This window comes from uncultured Streptococcus sp. (assembly GCF_938036805.1).
Lineage (GTDB): Bacteria > Bacillota > Bacilli > Lactobacillales > Streptococcaceae > Streptococcus.
Genome location: NZ_CALHWC010000216.1, coordinates 1 through 17368 on the forward strand (window position 1 = coordinate 1; position 17368 = coordinate 17368).

Consider the following 17368-nt stretch of genomic DNA (forward strand, 5'->3'; position numbering starts at 1 on the left):
ATAACCTTATTCAACGCCAATTTGAAGCAGCCAAACCAATGGAAAAGTGCTATACAGATGTGACAGAGTTTGCCATTCCAGCAAGCAGTCAAAAGCTCTACTTATCACCAGTTTTAGATGGCTTTAACAGCGAAATTATCGCCTATAATCTTTCAACTTCACCGAACTTAGAACAAGTAAAATTAATGTTGGAACAAGCCTTCACAGAGGAATATTACACAAATACCATCCTCCATAGTGATCAAGGATGGCAGTATCAACATCAGTATTATCATCGTTTTTTAGAGGATAAAGGAATCCAACCGTCCATGTCACGTAAAGGAAACAGTCCAGATAACGGTATGATGGAATCTTTCTTTGGTATCCTAAAATCTGAGATGTTTTATGGTTATGAGAAGACGTTCCACTCACTTGAGCAATTGGAACAAGCTATTGTAGACTATATTGATTATTACAACAACAAACGAATTAAGGTAAAACTAAAAGGACTTAGCCCTGTGCAATACAGAACTAAATCCTTTACTTAAATTAATGGTCTAACTTTTTGGGGTCAGTACATAAATTGGAATCTTGTTTTATTTGTTCCAAATTCATTCCTTCTTCAATCATAGTCCTAACAGTTCCGATTTTTGAAGCAAGTTCTACAAACCTAGCTTTGCTCTCACCATGGTGTTTCCAAAAATCATCTATTTTAATACTATCATTATGAAATAAGCCAATGATATCCCTTGAATGTACCAAAGACAGATGATGACCGCCTGGAGGATCTATAAGATTAATTGTTTTGGTCTCATATAAACTATTATAAAAATTATCAAGAGTGTTCTTTTCTTCTATGCTCTCTATGAACATTGTTTTATTTCTTACATTTTGTACCCCAGAATTAGTTGTTACTGGTATCGAAGAAATATCAAGAATTTCTTGTAATTTATTTGATAAAAGCATTAACTTATTTGATAGTTGAAAAATATTTTCTCTATCATTTTTTACTAGAGACGTCACATGTTGTGATGCCTCTATAATTTTTGTATAAAGCTCCACATCCCTTTCTTCAAGAAAACTAATCCTCTCTTCTAGCACAACACCAGCACCAACCAGATCTTCATATGTTGATAGCAACTTTCTTGATAATTGCATCAGAGCATTCGCACCGCTAAGACTTACATCATATCTTGTCATTAGATTCCTCCGTATTCTGAAGCACTTACATTACAACTTGATAATAGTACCATTATCAATAATCCAACCATTACATGGAACCCCTCTATAAATATGAGGGCGCATATAAAAATTTTTGTATCCATCGCTATACACAAACATTCCATCTCCTAAATCACTGGTATCAATATTTGCAATATCTTTCGATTCAGTTTTAGACATTGGAAATAGAACCTTGTGTTGACAATCAGATGCCTTTATTTTAGAAGCACAATAATTTTGATAGTGTGTAAACAGGAATACAAAATGGATTCCTTTTTTTGATGCCATTGACAATAACAAATTCATGTTCTTTCGAAAATCACCTATAACATCATGGTCCATATTGTTTGAATCAGTAGTATTATTATAAGTCCTTATCTGTTCTTGAGTAACGTCGGGAGAATTCATTAGTGACCATAAATCAATACTATTTTTCTTACTTGAAATACTTTTCTTACTTGTTTTTCTTAGATTCAATAAGCTTATATAATCATCAAAATCATCAAACAACAAATCAAGCCCCATGCAAACAATAAGTCTATCGGTTATAATATTGTTAGAAATATTATCAATAAGTTCTTCTGTTCTTTCAGTTATTTTACGGATATCGCATTCACATTTAGCTTGGTGCCATCTGTCTTTATATCGTTTAAATGTAGGGTATTGCTCACTAGCCCATATTTCAAAGTTGGATAACTTAGTATCTTTGTTTCTCCAACTATTAATAATAGAAAGTAATACGCATGCTTGTGTGTCTATTTCTCCTCCGACAAGCAATAAGTTTTGTGAAACCAATCTTTTTAAAAGGATCGGTTTCACCAGTTTAAAACTACACGGTACTCCAAGATGAATAAAAACATCATCTGAATCAACATCTCTATAATATCTACTTTTCGATACATTTTTCTCGAAAGCAATATATTTAGGAACTAAACTTTTGAAAGTTAATGGTTGGTCATTTATTAGTAAAAGTGGATTTTTGTTGATGTAGGAAAATCTTTCTAATGAAGAATGCGTAGGATGTAATTTAGAATTTAAAAACTCAATCGCAGTTTTTAATTCTGGCATTTCAACTTTAAGATTGAAATATCTATCTACTATAGTTGCACCAGTATTATCATCTACTCTCTTGAATAACGTTTCATGTACTCGAAGGGATGAAATCAACTGCATTAATCTCTCATCAATCTGATATGAGTTTAAATTAAGAGTATCTTTCACTTCATCAGACGTATTTTTAAGAGCAAATCTCATCTGTATCTGTTTTCTCGCTGTTTGAGAAAGACCCTCGATGCCTGTATTATATGATTGACTAGCAAAAATAAACTTCACACCAAAAGCGGCTCCTTTTGCTAAAATATTTTCAAGTTTTCGAGCATAGTTAGTCTCACCCGAAAATTGTGAGTCACGCAGTTTCTGCGATACTTGGGCAAATTCGTCTATGATAAGAAAGATAGCTGGCATATATATTTGCGAGGGCACTTCAGACAGCTTTGACCATCCATTATCAGAAAATACCCTCATACGTTCATTCAGGGTCTCCGTAAGTTCATCAATTAAATCAAAGATTAAATCTTCAGATTCTTCTAGCAACAAATACTTCAAATGTGGGGGACAAGAGTCCCCATAACGCCTGAATTCAGTCTTTTTGAAGTCAACAAGCCAAAGTTCAACTTCATCAGGATGGTAGTTCATAATTAGTGAACATATCATCACATGTAAAAGTGTAGACTTCCCAGAACGAGAGGCTCCCATGATGTAAGCAGCAAAATTCTCATTTTCAAATGTACAACTCACTATAGCATCATTATCGTCTCTTGCAAATGGAATAATTATAGGGCGTCTTTTTCCACTTGATCTCTCTGGAACTTTTAACGAATAGTATGAGAATAAATCAGAATCACGTTTCTGTCTCTTTATCTGCCCCTCAAGTGAACTTATAAATTCATCTGAAAGCTTATTAGGAGCCTGGTGCCATCTAAATGGATAAAATACTTTATCTTGGAACCTGTATAGTCTACCGTCACTATCTGCAACGATTCTTACTTCGCCATTTGTATTTGTAAGTATATTCTGTTCTATATTATGATTCTTGCTACCTCCGTCTCTGTTACACACGAGTTCTACAACAATAATCCCTAGCTTATGTGCATTGTATAATAAATATGATATCTCTGATGAAGTAGAATTATATTTTTTTTCTTCCCGATTAATTAACAAGAGCCTTAGGGGAATTCGTTCTGTTGAGGACACTCTCTTATTATGGTCAAATACATTAATTTTTCCGATTTTTTGTTCAACAGCACGATAATATTCTGAAAGCGCTTTAATTTTATGTTTTAAATCATCCTCGCTTTTTGGAACAGATTCAATAACTCCTCCTTGCAGACCAGCGAGTGAGGATAAATCTCCAAGCATATTTGCACTGTACTTTATACTATCAAGAATACTAACTCTAATATCTTCAATTGGTAGGCTGAGTAAAACATTTATAACTAAACCCTTGATCCCATTTTGAATTTCCGATTCAATGCATGGAACATATTCTGCAATTATATATGTCTGCTTGCTGAAATTAAATCCACAGGGACAATCAATATAATTGTTTTTATAGCTATTCCCTAACTCTTTTTGAGCCTTCTGTTGCAAGCTTAATGGTATCGACAAATTCCTTTGCTGATACCCGTATAAAAGAGTTTTGTTTAATCCATTTGTTTTTCGAACTGCATAGTTATTACCAAACCCATATTCTTTATCAAGAATATCAAGGAGTTTTCTTAGATTACAAACCTCATGGCCTGAAAGATAATCCTCGCACGATTTTAAGATGGTTTGTTTCTTCAGTTTAAGAACCGATAGTTTATTTTTCAAATCCGTCTCTAATTTTCTCAGTTCATCTTTTTCAAATCCGTCAATTTCATTAATCTGATTTTCCAGAAAAACAATGTAATTACTGGAAAGCTCAACTATTTTTGAAGCGGTAGAATCATTATAATTGTTTTCATCTATTTTATATAGCATTTCTGATAGAAGGTTAATATCAGGAGCGATCGGCTGTTTACCACTTCTAAGAAGTTCAACACGTGTATTATCTTTAGCAATTCTATAAAATTTCAGTACTTCATTGTAGACTCTCTTTACATCATTTCTTCTGTTTAAGTACTTCTTACGAATTTGTTCTTCTCTTAAACTATGTGTCTTTTTTAATGTATCTATTTCGGACACAACTAAACTGAAACGTTTTCGTTGATTCGCAAAAAAAGAATTTATTTCATCTACCCGTTCTCTTATAGTCATTCGCAGATACCTTCTTTCACTAAGAAAATCAGAAATTAAATACTTGAACTCTCAACCTCTTCATAATCAGACGTTCTAAATCAATTAATTCAGAAACATGGATATTTTTTAATATTTCGTCAAACTTAGAAGTCTTGATGACAGAGGAGCTACTCTGCAACGGTAGCAAATCTTCTTGTTCGACGAGAAAATCCCTTCTCGGAATTTATTTATATTCATCTGTTATTTCTCCGATTTTTCAAATTCATTAAAGAACTCCATTTTAATTATATCACATTACACAATCCAAGTATAGAGAGAAATACATTCTCCCAATTTGAAAATTCTACAAGAATTTAGCTGCTTGATATATATCAAGCATATTCCCAATATGAGACTATGGAAATAAGTAGTAACTTCTTACTCAGATTATCCAGTATCACACTAAGAGGAAAAGTGACTTCGTAAAGGCGTTCGCTAAAAGGTTTCTAGGCTTTCACAAGCAGCGCCACCCCTCAACAATTCTCTGCTAGAGTATCGTATCCTCGTACACTTCTCACTCTACAACAGCTATCGCATGGGCGGAGCATCTGCTTCTACTTGGCTGATGAATCAGCTCGTACAAGCAGCGATACCGCCTCAACATGTGTTGTCTATCTCTTGGGAATACAATTTTTTATCCTCGTCACTGTTTTGAGGACACAATTTATCTGTTTCTAGTTTAGCATTTTTACGTTTACTTTTAAATTTTTTACCATTCTTGTTTTGAGTTTCACCTGTTTTGAATATTATGGTTAACATTGCAGGATCAATTTCTCCGTCGCTATTAACTCCACCTACAATAATTTTCTCAACAATACTTTCAAAAACTGTACGATCAAACTCCGTAAGAATTTTCTGCGAAGATAGCAAGTGCTTAAACTCAGTTAGTCTTTTCTTTACATCAACTTCTGACTTCAATGTTGTTTCAATATTTACCTTCTCTTCCGATAGAAACTCTTTTTCTGAGGAAAATTCATTGTACTTTTCATTGTATATAGTATCGCTAATTTTCCCTTCGAGCCTTAGATTTACAAGATTTTCCTCTTTTTTTAGTAATGTTCGAAGTTTGTTTGTAATCCTTTTTAGTTCCTTGTTAAGGCTATTGTCATTCAATTCAGATTCAATAGTTTCAAGTAAGTCTGTCATTAAGTTTTCATTTGAATGATAGAGTTGTCTGTATGCTTCCATGAAAGCCCCCTCAATAGCGAGCTCTTCTAATCCTTTACTATGCTTACAAAATTTCTTTCCTTTCTTTATCGATGTAACACAGTGCCACACAACCTTACGATAATCTGAACGGCAGTGCCAACTTCTTCTAGATAATATTGAACCACAAAAACCACATTCTAACATGCTACTAAAAGCATACATTTTTGAATAGCGTTCACGCTTGCCATTTACATTTGCAGCAGTTTTCTTATTTCCTGCTCGACGCAGTCTTATCTCCTGAGCTTTTTCAAAATCTTCTTTAGATATTATAGGTTCATGATTATCTTTGATATAGTACCTATCTTCTTCTCCAAAATTACTCAACCTTCTCTTGCTTATTGGGTCAACTGTAAAAGTTTTTCCCATTAGAATATCACCTTTATATTTTTCATTCTTTATGATTCCTAGAACTGTTGTATCATTCCAATGTTCTAATCCTCTTGGCGATTTATAACCAAGTTCATCAAGTTCCCTTGCAATTACTTTTCCTCCAATACCTTCTAGATACCTTTCAAAAATGTAACGAACAATTTTGGCTTCTTTTTTATTAATTGAAATCTGCTTGGTTTCTACATCATAATCATACCCTAGGCACCCCTGAAATCCAACCAATTCACCACGTTGCATCTTCATTTTTAGTCCTTTTTTCACATGGGCAGAAGTATTTTCCACTTCTTGTTGTGCAACGGAGCTTAGAATAGTCAGAAGTAATTCTCCATCCATTGTTAGGGTATCTATATTTTCTTCCTCAAAATATACTCCAATTTGCATATCTTTTAACATTCTGACATACTTCAAAGTATCTAGAGTATTCCTTGCGAATCTAGCAATTGCCTTTGTGACAATGTAATCTATTTCTCCATTTACACAATCGTTTATTAATCGTTGAAAATCTTGTCTCTTTCCAACTTGTGTTCCTGAAATCCCCTCATCTGCATAGATACCTGCCAGTTCCCAATCCGACCGCTGAGAGATATAATCTTTATAATGTCTAACCTGAGATTCATAGCTGTTCTTCTGATCTTCGCTATCAGAACTAACTCGGCAATAAGCAGCAACCCTTTTTGAGTCTCTTTCGAAATTGTCGCCTCTTCGACGAACTAAAGAATCAGCTTTTATTATTTCAACATTATTTTTTTTCATACTGAAATTCCTCCTTTTGATTCTATATTACCGCGTTCAAATCAAAAGGTCAGCTAATTTGTGTACTTAATACGCAGTCTATTTTTAATTTTTTCATATTCCTTTTTAGTCACCATATTTCTGGAATATAAAAAGTTAAGCATTGAAAGTTGCATACTATATTTTACTACTGATTGTTCCAAATCTTACCCTCCTGATAACATGTTACTCTTAGTTGTTCTCTGTGGGTATGACTGGTTATATCAATCATGGGAATTTCACCCGCTGTCCTTTTACGATGGCAGCCTGAACGGTCAGAAGTATCATTATCATTATTTGTTTCATGGCAGATAGGTTACCATCCTATTTTTGAATAAATGATTTTCGCTCATTTCTTGGCGCATTACATTCTATTGCTCAACAAATAAATAAAGTCCCACCTAGAATTATTCAATTGTCAATGAACAAATCAGGAGGGACTATTTTAAATTTTTCTTTATTCGGTGAGGAAAGTCAGTTTGCCCCAACAAATAATCTGTACTGACGTTGTAAAGATTCGAGAGTTGTATTAAAACCTCGGCAGATAAAGTACGTTCACCTCGCTCAATCTTTGCATATGCTGAACGTGTAATGCTAAGATGGTCGGATACATTCTGCTGAGTTAAGTCATGATCCTCTCGTATATCTCTTATTCGCCGATACATTAAGCTTTCTCCTAAGAAAAAGTATAGTGTACAAACTAGAAAAAAACGGAAAATGGTCCAACTTGGACCAACAGATTATTAAAAAAGAGGAGTTCAAACTCCTCTTGAGCGAATCTTACAAAAAACCTTCTTTAGGCGTCACTCCAAATTGATCTGCTAATTCTTTCAACTCTTGGTCTGTGATTTCTTGCTTGATATGACCACCTTGGGCTCCTACTTGGCTGTAAATCATGGCTGCTTTTTCAATGACTTCTACCAAGCCATAGGTTTCATCAAGTGAGATACCTGAAGCAAAGAGTCCATGATGTGGCCAGATGACTGCTGAGAAATCTGACATCTTTTCTGCTGTCGCTTTTCCAATCTCTGTTGTTCCTGGAGTCATATAAGGAATAACCCCAATCCCTTCAGGGAAAACAACAAGTGATTCAGCCTGCATTTTCCATAAAAGACGAGATAGGTGACGTTCATCCAAATCTTGCGTAAAGGTCAATGCAATCAAGTTGGTCGGGTGACAATGGAAAACAACACGTTGCTCTGGATTGACTTTTAGGCGTTCGATGTGACTCATCAAATGACTTGGAAATTCTGAGGTTGGTCGTCCTCCGTCTTCAAATCCCCAAACAATATCGTAACCTTGACCATCTTCAGAAATTTTTACTAATCCTAAATCAAGCAGAGGTTGTTTGGTCACATTGCGGAAATAGCGACCAGTACCAGTTACGAGATAATATTGGCCTGCTAAAGCGGAAGCATCAAAGCCAAGTTCATGTGTGGATTTGACCTCATGCACATCTTCATAAGGGCTTACTTCATCAGCAGTTAAGCGGCAAGAGACATTCCCTCCGTTGCGTTCATCCCAATAACGCAGATAGGATTGGTAGGTTACTTCTCGCATGGTTTCAACATATGGTGAATCGATAAATTTAGTCATCATTTCCTCTTTCTAGTTACGTTTGCTTAATACTTCTTCGTATTGACGGACATCTGTCAACCAATCTAGACCAACTGGAACATCATTTTGCAGGCAGAAATAATTCCAGACATCTGCATATGGAAAGTCTTTCAGCTCCTCTGTGTAGGCTAAGCGAGAAGTGAAATCAAAGGCATTTTCCATATCTTTCAAATCTTTAGTTGGCTCAAGAAGGGCTTTCAAGAGTGCCTTCTGAGTATTGCGAGTGCCGATGACCCAGGCAGCGATTCGGTTAATGGTCGCATCGAAGAAATCAAGACCAATCACTGCCTTATCCAACAAGTCATTGCGGACCAACTCTTTGGCAATATCTTGTAATTCATCATCCATAATGACCACATGGTCAGAATCCCAACGGACAGGACGAGAAACATGGAGCATGATTCCTTTTCCGAATAGTGCTAATGAAGACAGTTTGTTTGAGATGACTTCAGTTGGGTGAAAGTGTCCTGCATCTAACAAAATCATCTTACCACGCGTCAAGCCATATCCCATATAAAACTCGTGTGAGCCAACGGTATAGGCTTCTGCTCCAAGTCCAAATAATTTACTCTCCACTGCATCTTGGGTGTAGGTTTCATCCACATGGTCAGCGAAAATGTTATCCAATGATTCCATCAAGCGTTTGCGAGGGCTGAGTCGATCAACTGGATTATCTTTGAAACCATCTGGCACCCAGAAGTTGTTGTAACAAACTTGACCTAGTTCTTTCCCCATGTACTCAGCAATCTTGCGACTGCGTTTACCATGTTCAATCCAATAATCACGAACTTCCTTATCTGGATGGGACAAAGTAAAACCGTCTTTCATCATCGGATGCGAGAAGAAAGTTGGGTTAAAATCAAGTCCTAAGCCTTGTTCCTTAGCCCAAGCTACCCATTTTTCGAAATGTTTTGGTTCAATTTCATTCAAATCAACTTTTTCATCTGTATCTAGATAAATGGCATGAAGATTGAGCTTATGCTGACCAGGAATGAGACTATAGGCTTTTTCCAAATCTTGACGCAACTGGTCTGGGGTCTTTGCTGCACCAGGGTAATTTCCTGTTGACATAATACCTCCAGTCAAGTCTCCTTCTGGTGTCAAGAAGCCTTTGACATCATCTCCCTGCCAGCAATGCATGGAAATTTTAATATCTTGTAATTTTTTCAAGGCAGCATCAGTATCAACTCCGATAGCTGCATAGCGTTCTTTAGCGACTTGATAGGCTTGTGTAATGTGTTCTGCTTTCATTTATTTTTCTCCTTTATTTTTGTGGAATACAAGATTCTAAACAGGATGTACTTTCTAACCAGGTCCTAGCTTGACTGAGATTTTCAAATTCCCCTGTCGCAATCATCTGGACAAGAATATTACCAATAGCGGTTGCCTCTCCCGGTCCTGCAATCACTTTTTTTCCGATAACATTCGCAGTTAGTTGATTGAGAAGGGTGACATTGGAGCCACCGCCTACGATATGAAGGCAGTCAATGGTCTGACCTGTCAAGGTTTCCAGCTGCTTCAATTCTCGTCCATAGGCTTTTGCAAGATTGGAATAAACTGCCATGACCAGTTCTCCGATAGATTCAGGTACAACTTGTCCTGTTTCGCGACAAGACTCTTGGATTTCTTCAATCATATTTTCTGGATTGGTGAATCGATCGTCATTTAGATCAATCTCTTGCAAGAATGGCTCAACGTGTGCTGCCTGCTCTGCCATTTCCTTAAAAGAATACTGATAGTTAATAAGACGGGCAATTTCCTGAACACACCACATTCCTGTGATGTTCTTTAGGAAACGGTAGGTTTGGTAAGCTCCCCATTCGTTTGTGTAGTTGGCTCTATAACTGGCCTGATTCGCGATAGGCTCTTGGGATTCAACACCGATTAATGACCAGGTGCCTGAACTGATATAAGCCCAGTTCTTGCTGGTAGCGGGGACACCTACAACAGCTGAGGCTGTATCATGCGTGCCGACAGCGATGACTTGTGCTTCTGGCACGTCATAACCAGTTACTTGGAGGGCTCCAATAATCTCACCAGCCTCAATCAAATCAGGAAGCTTGCTGGTATCGATGTGTAACATTTCCAATAAATCCCTGTCATAAGTTCGACTTTCTAGATTTAAAAATTGGGTCGTTGACCAGTTGGTGACCTCCCCTGCCATTCTGCCTGTCAGTTTGTAGGCGATATAGTCGGGAATCATGAGAATTTTCTCTGTTTTTTCCAATAAACTTTCATCTTCTACAAATAACTGGTAGAGGGTATTAAAGTTGAGAAATTGGATGCCTGTTTTCTTGTAAATGTTTTCCTTAGGAATCTGTTGGAAGACTTGTTCCATCGCCCCTTGAGTTCTAGCATCACGGTAGGCAACTGGCTGTCCTAAAAGTTCTCCTTTGTCATCAAGAAGAACATAGTCCACAGCCCAGGTATCAATACCAATTGTACAGGTCGCAACCCCTCGCTGTTTTACTTTTTCAAGACCAACCAAGACATTCTTAACTAGCTGATCAATATCCCATCTGTCATGTCCATCTACTTTGGCAAAACCATTTTTGAAGCGGTGGATTTCGTCTAATCGTAACACTTCTTCTTTTTTGGCTAACATGACACGCCCACTGGATGCCCCAATATCAATTGCAACATGGTAAGTCATGAGAATTCTCCTTCGTTTTTTGATACTTCTATTTAACCTCATTTTGTTTTATGGTACAATATCGGTATAACATTGAAAACGTATCAAATATACAGTTCAAAGGATTAGAAAATGAACCAACTAGACCAACTACTATTTTCCAAAACCGATCATGAAGTTCTTCAGGAAAAACAGGGCTTTGTATCAGATTATGTAGATTTACAATCTGCACTACAAACGCCGAAACTTTCCCAACAATTTTTCTTTCAGAATAAGGATATTTTCATTAGTAAGCATAGTCGCTACGCTGCCTATCCCGAGCATACCCATCAATTCTTAGAAATCAACTATGTTTACAAAGGAAACTGTCGCCAAAAAATAAACGGGCAACTATTTGAGTTAAAAGAGGGAGATATTCTCTTGATGGATGTGGAAAGTCGTCATTCGATTGAAGCTCTGGGTGATGGAGACATCTTAATCAATATCCTGTTTCAAAATAAGGACGTTTCCATCAACTGGCTCAAGCAACTTCAAGGAGAAAACAGCCTCCTTTATCAATTTTTACTCTCAGATGCCTCTAACCACTTCAAACGAGATAACTTTCTACTTCTTCCGACTGGAGAACATAGCCCTGTCCGTCAAATACTAAAGGAAATGATGACCGAGTATTTCCTACCGCAGGAATTTTCACAACAGATGTTGAAACACTATCTACCACTCTTTTTCTATCAGTTAGCACGACTATTGCCAACTGTTGAAAAGACAGTGGATTTGCATTTGGAAGAATCAACTTACGCCCAGGTATTAAAAATTATAGATCGTGAATATGCCTCGATTGGTCTAACTGAACTCGCTCAACGCTTGAATTTTAATAAAAATTACTTGAGCAACCTTATCAAAGCAGAGTCTGGGCAAACCTTCACTCAGTTAGTTAATCAACGAAAGCTAATGAAAGCGCAATTATTATTACAAACAACCCAGCTACCCATCCAAGAGATTGCCCTGAGTGTTGGTTTCAGCAATAAAACCTATTTCTACGAAAAATACAAAGAAACCTTCGGCCATGGACCAAAGGTTGAGAGAAATTAAGTAGGTAAAAGAGTTCAAGTCTTGTCTTAATCGAACCCGATATATTTATATTTACACAATCTATTGTTAAATTTAATATAACTGCCACAACATCGATTTTACAAAATGCATACTATTTTCACTGAAAGAAATTGAATTGGCTACAATCAAATTGAATAGTTTCCACATTATTCTGTGTCAACTTTACCCATAGCTTCAATCAACACTTTCTGTGGTTAGAAGCCCAAATTTTTTCAATTTTTGAGAAATTTAAGTCGGTTGTACTATTAAATCTTTTATGGGCATGGTTGAGTTCTATTCCTCCTACTGCAATGGAGATACTACCTGCATCATTGATAGCCGTAATACCAGCCACAGAGTCTTCAATGCCAATGCAGTCAGACGGGGCTAAATGTAGTGCTTCCGATGCTGCTAAGTAAATATCAGGTGCTGGTTTTCCCTTAGCAATCTTTGATGGATCTACAATTACATCAAAGACTGTTGATAGACCTAATTTTTCTAAAATTATCGGGCCATTCTGGCTGGCAGACGCTAATGCCAGTTTAATTTTATGTTTTTTGAACTCTATAATGAGTTGGGTTATCCCAGGTAATATATCAGACTTTGTCAGATGTTTCAGCATATCCATATATATTCTATTTTTTTCATCAGCCAAATATGTGAATTGTTCCTCTGAGACTTCAATATCTAAATAATCTAGAATTACTTGAAGAGAATCTTTTCGACTTAATCCTTTCATCTCTTCTTCTAATTCAACAGGAAGATCAGCCTTAAAATGTTTCTTTACAAGCTTTTTCCAAGCGTCAAAATGATATGCAGCTGTATCGGCAATCACACCGTCTAAATCAAACAAAGCACCTTTCATCAATTTATCCTATCCTCAATTATATTTTGTCCGGTTGATAATGGTAACGTTTTACCATTCGAAAACGTAAATGCCACCTCAGTCCGAACTGGGATATCAATCTTTGTTCGAACCTTATCCTTATCTATTTCCCATCTGACTGTTAAGTTTCCATTTGGTGTTCTAAGTGATCCTTCCACCCAGTCCAGATACTTCGTATAATGTGGCTTGATATGATACGTTGATGTTTCATCTGATATTTCTGGAAGATTAATACCCAGTAGTTTTTCAACAATGAAATCTTCAACCGCTCCGTACGCATAGTGATTCATTGAGTTCATCTCTACACCGCTAATTTTACCATCTGGCAGGAGTGAGTCCCAGCGTTCCCAAGTTGTAGTTGCACCCATGATCACTTCGAAAAGCCAACTCGGTGCAGTTTCTTTAAATAGTAGGTCAAAAGCCTCATTTTCTAAACCATTATCTAATAAAGCATGCGGCAATTCTGGTGTCCCAGCGAATCCTGTCGTCAGTGCCCCACCATTTTCCTCCATTTTATTTTTTAATTTATTCACCAAATTCTGACGTGCTTTTTCACTTGGATATAGTCCATAACGCAGTAAAATAGCCAGTCCAGTCTGAGTATCTATTCTTGTTGTTAAATTATGCCCAGCAAAAGTCCGCATCATTTCTTGACGAAATTGCTCCACTTCTGATTGTAATGTAGAGGGTGCCAAATTTAAATCATCACCTGTAAAATAAGTACCAATTATTGCTTGACGAATTTCATTTTCTAATTTCTGGTAAAAATCAACTCGACAATCTTTCAATACTATCAGTGCCTGTTTGGTACGATTTACAGATATATAGTAATATACCGATGCAATTAGAACAGAGTCCGTTGCTCCTAAAACTTGACCAGGAATACCCGTATCCAGTGCTAACCAATCTCCAAGCTGCATGCCAAAGTCCCAGAGTCGCTTTCCTCCACGTGCTTCATCTTGCTGATAAATATAATTCACCCAATCTATCATGCCCTCAATATGAGTCGCTAGAAGACCTAGATCACGAAAATGTCGATAAAGGGTAAAAGGTAAAAACGTCGCTGCATCACCCCAAACAGCTACACCTGAAGAAGTCAAAAATGGGTTAAGCCCCTCTTGTGGACTGATTTTGGGATAAGGCGCAAAAAATGGTACTGCGCCTTCTAATTGAACTTGTTCTAGGCGAAGATTTTTTAAGAAATGTCCAAGAAATGCTCTGGTTTCCATATTGTATGAGGCAGTATTTGCGAAAACCGTAATATCTCCAGTCCACCCCATTCTCTCATCTCGCTGAGGACAATCTGTTGGGATACTAAGGAAATTATCTTTCTGACTCCAGCGAATATTGCTGACTAGTCTATTCAATTTTTCATGAGAAGATACAAAGCGAAAGGTTTCATCCATTTTGCTTTGAAGTGCCTGTGCTGTGAACTTCCTAGCCTCTTCTTCCGTTAATCCTTCTACTTTTACATAGCGAAAACCAAAAAATGTAAAATGAGGACGGACATATCTTTCTTGTTGATTGTTCAATAACACAAATGTTTGTTGTGCTGTCCGTAAATTTTCAGTGTAAAAAACATGTCCTTGTAAGAGTTCCCCAAATTGAAAGGTCGCATTTTTTCCAGCAGGTAATATTCCACTAATCCAACCAGTTATTTCTTGACCATAATCCAAAATCAATTGACCTTTTGCATCTCGAAAAACATGAGGATGAAAAGTTGCCACAACTTCTACTGGCAAATCGACACGAGCTGTTAACAAACTCTTGGTAGTGAAATCAACATGAGTTGTCAATTGGATAGGCTCAACCCTAAAATCAATGATTTCTCCATCGTAAATGGAATTATCTTGAATATGAGTCGTGCTCGTTTTCCAGCTAGCATCTGTTCCTAAGACTACTTCTGTTCCATCTTGAAAAGTCACATGCAATTCAGCAATTAACTTTTGTTTGTCTCCATATATGTTCTTAAAACCACCTTCAAACACGAAGCGACCGCGATACCAGCCATTCCCTACAATAATATTTAATGTTGTCGTGTCAGTTAACAATTCTGTCACATCATAAGTTTGGTATTGTTGAAAAAGGTCATAACTGTGATAGCCAGGTGTAAGGTACTCTCTTCCGACTTTCTCTCCGTTGATTTCCACTTCGTAAAGTCCCAAGCCTAGAGCATAAAGGCGGGCGGAACGAACGCTTTTTTGAAGATATATATTTTTAGAAAAAGTGACACACTCAACACTATCTTCCTCATAACTAATCCAGTCCGCTGACCAATCTTGGTCCATTTTAGCTGTTTCAAACCAACTAGTGGCTTTCGCATTTTGTGTAGAAATTCTCCAGTAATACCTAGTTTGAGCTTCTAAAAAATCCCCTGATGTTGACAATACATTAAAACTATTGGATGTGCTTTCTGTCCAAAGCACTGTTTTAAAATCCAAATCCTTTGATACTTCTACTGTAAAAATCAGCTCCTCCTCAGTTTCTATTGCAGACAATTCCCAAGAAAAGCTAAGGTAGTCAAACTGATAGCCTAGAGGCTCTTTGATTCCATTTACTTTTAAATTATGAATCTCCATATTTTAGCTCCTTCAAGATCTTATTTTCGCAAAATGGATTAACTGGACTAACCCCTTTAAATTCACTCTCACCAACTAATTTCTCAATGCTGGCTTTAATAAAATGGTCATAATTACAATAAGCATTAACGACTGTCCCTACCATAGGCAAATCAAAGATATGATAAGGATTGCCAATACTGAGTAAAATTGTTGGTATTTCCTTAGCAAACCAAGGCAAATTGTTTCCTAATCCAAACAGGGTATGCCAATGAATCCTTGAAACTGTCTGATTGCTAGCATTCTCAATATTTGCTACATATAGAACTAAATCATACTTAGCAGTAAAATTCTGTACTGTTCCTAAATCCAAGAAATTCAACTCGGGTTCATATAGACTGACCTCAAAATCCCGTTTCTCTAGCTCGCATTTAATCTTGACTGATACACGATTATTAGAATCAAAGTTTCCTAAAATCTGAACCAAAACTCGCTTATGATTCTGAGGAGAAATCGGTAAAAGTCCCTCCTCAACCTTCACTAAAGTAATTGACCGATCCGCAAGGTCTTCTTGTTCTTGACTATAATCATCAAATCTTGCATCGCCAAAAATGACACTCTTATGTAAGCCGAGTGAAGCTTTAGCTGCTAAAATGCGTGTCACGGCCTCATCTAAACGTTCCTTCGTTAAGATTCCATCTTTCAAACCATCCTTCATGAATTGAATATCTTCTTCTAAAACACGATTAAACAACAACATATCGCAACCTGCTTGAATGGTATAAGGTACTGCTTTCCTGCGTTCCATTGCAGAGCAGAAACCGACCATTGGACTAGCATCCGTAATCGTCAAGCCATTAAATCCCAATTCTTCACGTAGCAGGTTCTGCAAGATTTTGGGACTCAATGTAGCAGGCGTATCATCCCCTGAGTAAGCTGGTAATGCAATATGCCCAACCATCACACTTTTAGATCCAATTTCAATGAGTTCCTTATAAATTTTTCCAAAGTTTTTTCGCCAAGCATCCATTGGCAAAGAGTTAATTGAGGTTAATAAGTGTTGATCGCGCTCATCCACTCCATCTCCAGGAAAATGTTTGATTGAAGTCATCATGTTGTTGTCATGAAATGCTTGAACATATTCTTTGGCATTGTCAATGACTTGTTGAACACTACTTCCGTAGGTTCGTATGTTCGTAATAGGATTTCTAAAGTTCAAATCTAAATCTACTACAGGCGAGAATCCCCAGTTAACTCCAACTGCTTTTCCATCAGTTGAAGCAATTTTCCCCAGAGTGTAGGCATCTTTTGTATCAGCAGTCGAGGCCACTGCCATCTGGCTACCATATGCTGTTGCTTCTTCAGCTGCACCGTTTCCCCCATCCTCAAGATTGGCTGCTGTTAATAAGGGAATCTTGCTATGCTTTTGAGCATATTCATAGGTTGCTTGGACTTCTTTCGCCTTTCCCGAACGGAAAAATAGTCCTCCGATATGAAATGATAGGAGGTGGTCCAGATAGTCCGATTCAGTGGAAAGACCGATTGGCAGAAAAAGTTGCCCAATTTTTTCATCTGTTGATAGCGAAGCAAGGGTGTCTTGCACCCAAGCTACTGCCTCATCGTCTAAATAAAATGGTTTTGTCTTTAAATTCATTCTCTTCCTCCATATTTGGTTAGGAAGTGGCCTACAGCCTCTTC

The 17368-nt window shown here is 37.0% G+C and carries 13 protein-coding genes; 2 read left to right on the plus strand and 11 right to left on the minus strand.

The features are described from left to right. The coding region (locus Q0191_RS09275; RefSeq protein WP_297665879.1) for an IS3 family transposase at positions 1-527 on the plus strand (527 nt) is incomplete at its 5' end. A 1-nt stretch (position 528) separates the two neighbouring features. Here the strand turns inward: Q0191_RS09275 and Q0191_RS09280 are convergent. The 8 genes from Q0191_RS09280 to rhaB form a co-directional block, all read right to left on the minus strand. Further along, complete coding sequence (locus Q0191_RS09280) at positions 529-1179, minus strand: hypothetical protein (protein ID WP_297665881.1); 651 nt, start codon at positions 1177-1179, stop codon at positions 529-531. Between the two features lie 30 nt (positions 1180-1209). Further along, the gene (locus tag Q0191_RS09285; RefSeq protein ID WP_297665883.1) at positions 1210-4497 is read right to left on the minus strand and encodes an FtsK/SpoIIIE domain-containing protein; all 3288 of its coding nucleotides are present in this window, start codon (positions 4495-4497) and stop codon (positions 1210-1212) included. Positions 4498-5115: 618 nt separating this feature from the next. Then, positions 5116-6870, minus strand: coding sequence for a recombinase family protein (locus Q0191_RS09290; protein WP_297665885.1), 1755 nt, complete (start codon positions 6868-6870; stop codon positions 5116-5118). Positions 6871-6923: 53 nt separating this feature from the next. Next, positions 6924-7025 carry a hypothetical protein gene (locus Q0191_RS10505; protein WP_367170453.1) on the minus strand — a complete coding sequence of 34 codons (102 nt, stop codon included), beginning with the start codon at positions 7023-7025 and terminating at the stop codon, positions 6924-6926. 303 nt (positions 7026-7328) lie between these two features. Continuing rightward, the gene (locus Q0191_RS09295; RefSeq protein WP_297665887.1) at positions 7329-7553 is read right to left on the minus strand and encodes a helix-turn-helix domain-containing protein; all 225 of its coding nucleotides are present in this window, start codon (positions 7551-7553) and stop codon (positions 7329-7331) included. A gap of 115 nt (positions 7554-7668) precedes the next feature. Continuing rightward, positions 7669-8484, minus strand: coding sequence for a rhamnulose-1-phosphate aldolase (gene rhaD / locus Q0191_RS09300; protein WP_297665889.1), 816 nt, complete (start codon positions 8482-8484; stop codon positions 7669-7671). A gap of 12 nt (positions 8485-8496) precedes the next feature. Then, the gene (rhaA, locus tag Q0191_RS09305) at positions 8497-9756 is read right to left on the minus strand and encodes an L-rhamnose isomerase (protein ID WP_297665892.1); all 1260 of its coding nucleotides are present in this window, start codon (positions 9754-9756) and stop codon (positions 8497-8499) included. Positions 9757-9769: 13 nt separating this feature from the next. Next, positions 9770-11158: a rhamnulokinase gene (gene rhaB, locus Q0191_RS09310; RefSeq protein WP_297665895.1), complete on the minus strand. Its 1389-nt coding sequence runs from the start codon at positions 11156-11158 to the stop codon at positions 9770-9772. A gap of 111 nt (positions 11159-11269) precedes the next feature. Here rhaB and Q0191_RS09315 point away from each other — a divergent pair, with 111 nt between their 5' ends. Then, positions 11270-12226: a helix-turn-helix domain-containing protein gene (locus Q0191_RS09315; RefSeq protein ID WP_297665896.1), complete on the plus strand. Its 957-nt coding sequence runs from the start codon at positions 11270-11272 to the stop codon at positions 12224-12226. A gap of 199 nt (positions 12227-12425) precedes the next feature. On the opposite strand, the gene pgmB is transcribed toward Q0191_RS09315, so the two are convergent. The 3 genes from pgmB to Q0191_RS09330 are packed head-to-tail and all read right to left on the minus strand — an operon-like array spanning position 12426 to position 17324. Beyond that, the gene (gene pgmB, locus Q0191_RS09320) at positions 12426-13091 is read right to left on the minus strand and encodes a beta-phosphoglucomutase (RefSeq protein WP_297665898.1); all 666 of its coding nucleotides are present in this window, start codon (positions 13089-13091) and stop codon (positions 12426-12428) included. Continuing rightward, positions 13091-15691, minus strand: a complete 2601-nt coding sequence (locus tag Q0191_RS09325; RefSeq protein WP_297665900.1) for a family 78 glycoside hydrolase catalytic domain — start codon at positions 15689-15691, stop codon at positions 13091-13093. The genes pgmB and Q0191_RS09325 overlap by 1 nt, the downstream gene beginning before the upstream one ends. Next, positions 15678-17324, minus strand: coding sequence for a glycoside hydrolase family 3 protein (locus Q0191_RS09330; protein WP_297665902.1), 1647 nt, complete (start codon positions 17322-17324; stop codon positions 15678-15680). The genes Q0191_RS09325 and Q0191_RS09330 overlap by 14 nt, the downstream gene beginning before the upstream one ends. Positions 17325-17368: the final 44 nt, after the last annotated feature.

Excerpts from the sequence above, each read along its gene's own strand:
- Q0191_RS09280 (WP_297665881.1), bottom strand. The coding sequence starts at position 1,179 with ATGACAAGATATGATGTAAGTCTTAGCGGTGCGAATGCTCTGATGCAA.
- Q0191_RS09285 (WP_297665883.1), bottom strand. The coding sequence starts at position 4,497 with ATGACTATAAGAGAACGGGTAGATGAAATAAATTCTTTTTTTGCGAAT.
- Q0191_RS09290 (WP_297665885.1), bottom strand. The coding sequence starts at position 6,870 with ATGAAAAAAAATAATGTTGAAATAATAAAAGCTGATTCTTTAGTTCGT.
- Q0191_RS10505 (WP_367170453.1), bottom strand. The coding sequence starts at position 7,025 with ATGCAACTTTCAATGCTTAACTTTTTATATTCCAGAAATATGGTGACT.
- Q0191_RS09295 (WP_297665887.1), bottom strand. The coding sequence starts at position 7,553 with ATGTATCGGCGAATAAGAGATATACGAGAGGATCATGACTTAACTCAG.
- rhaD (WP_297665889.1), bottom strand. The coding sequence starts at position 8,484 with ATGACTAAATTTATCGATTCACCATATGTTGAAACCATGCGAGAAGTA.
- rhaA (WP_297665892.1), bottom strand. The coding sequence starts at position 9,756 with ATGAAAGCAGAACACATTACACAAGCCTATCAAGTCGCTAAAGAACGC.
- rhaB (WP_297665895.1), bottom strand. The coding sequence starts at position 11,158 with ATGACTTACCATGTTGCAATTGATATTGGGGCATCCAGTGGGCGTGTC.
- Q0191_RS09315 (WP_297665896.1), top strand. The coding sequence starts at position 11,270 with ATGAACCAACTAGACCAACTACTATTTTCCAAAACCGATCATGAAGTT.
- pgmB (WP_297665898.1), bottom strand. The coding sequence starts at position 13,091 with ATGAAAGGTGCTTTGTTTGATTTAGACGGTGTGATTGCCGATACAGCT.
- Q0191_RS09325 (WP_297665900.1), bottom strand. The coding sequence starts at position 15,691 with ATGGAGATTCATAATTTAAAAGTAAATGGAATCAAAGAGCCTCTAGGC.
- Q0191_RS09330 (WP_297665902.1), bottom strand. The coding sequence starts at position 17,324 with ATGAATTTAAAGACAAAACCATTTTATTTAGACGATGAGGCAGTAGCT.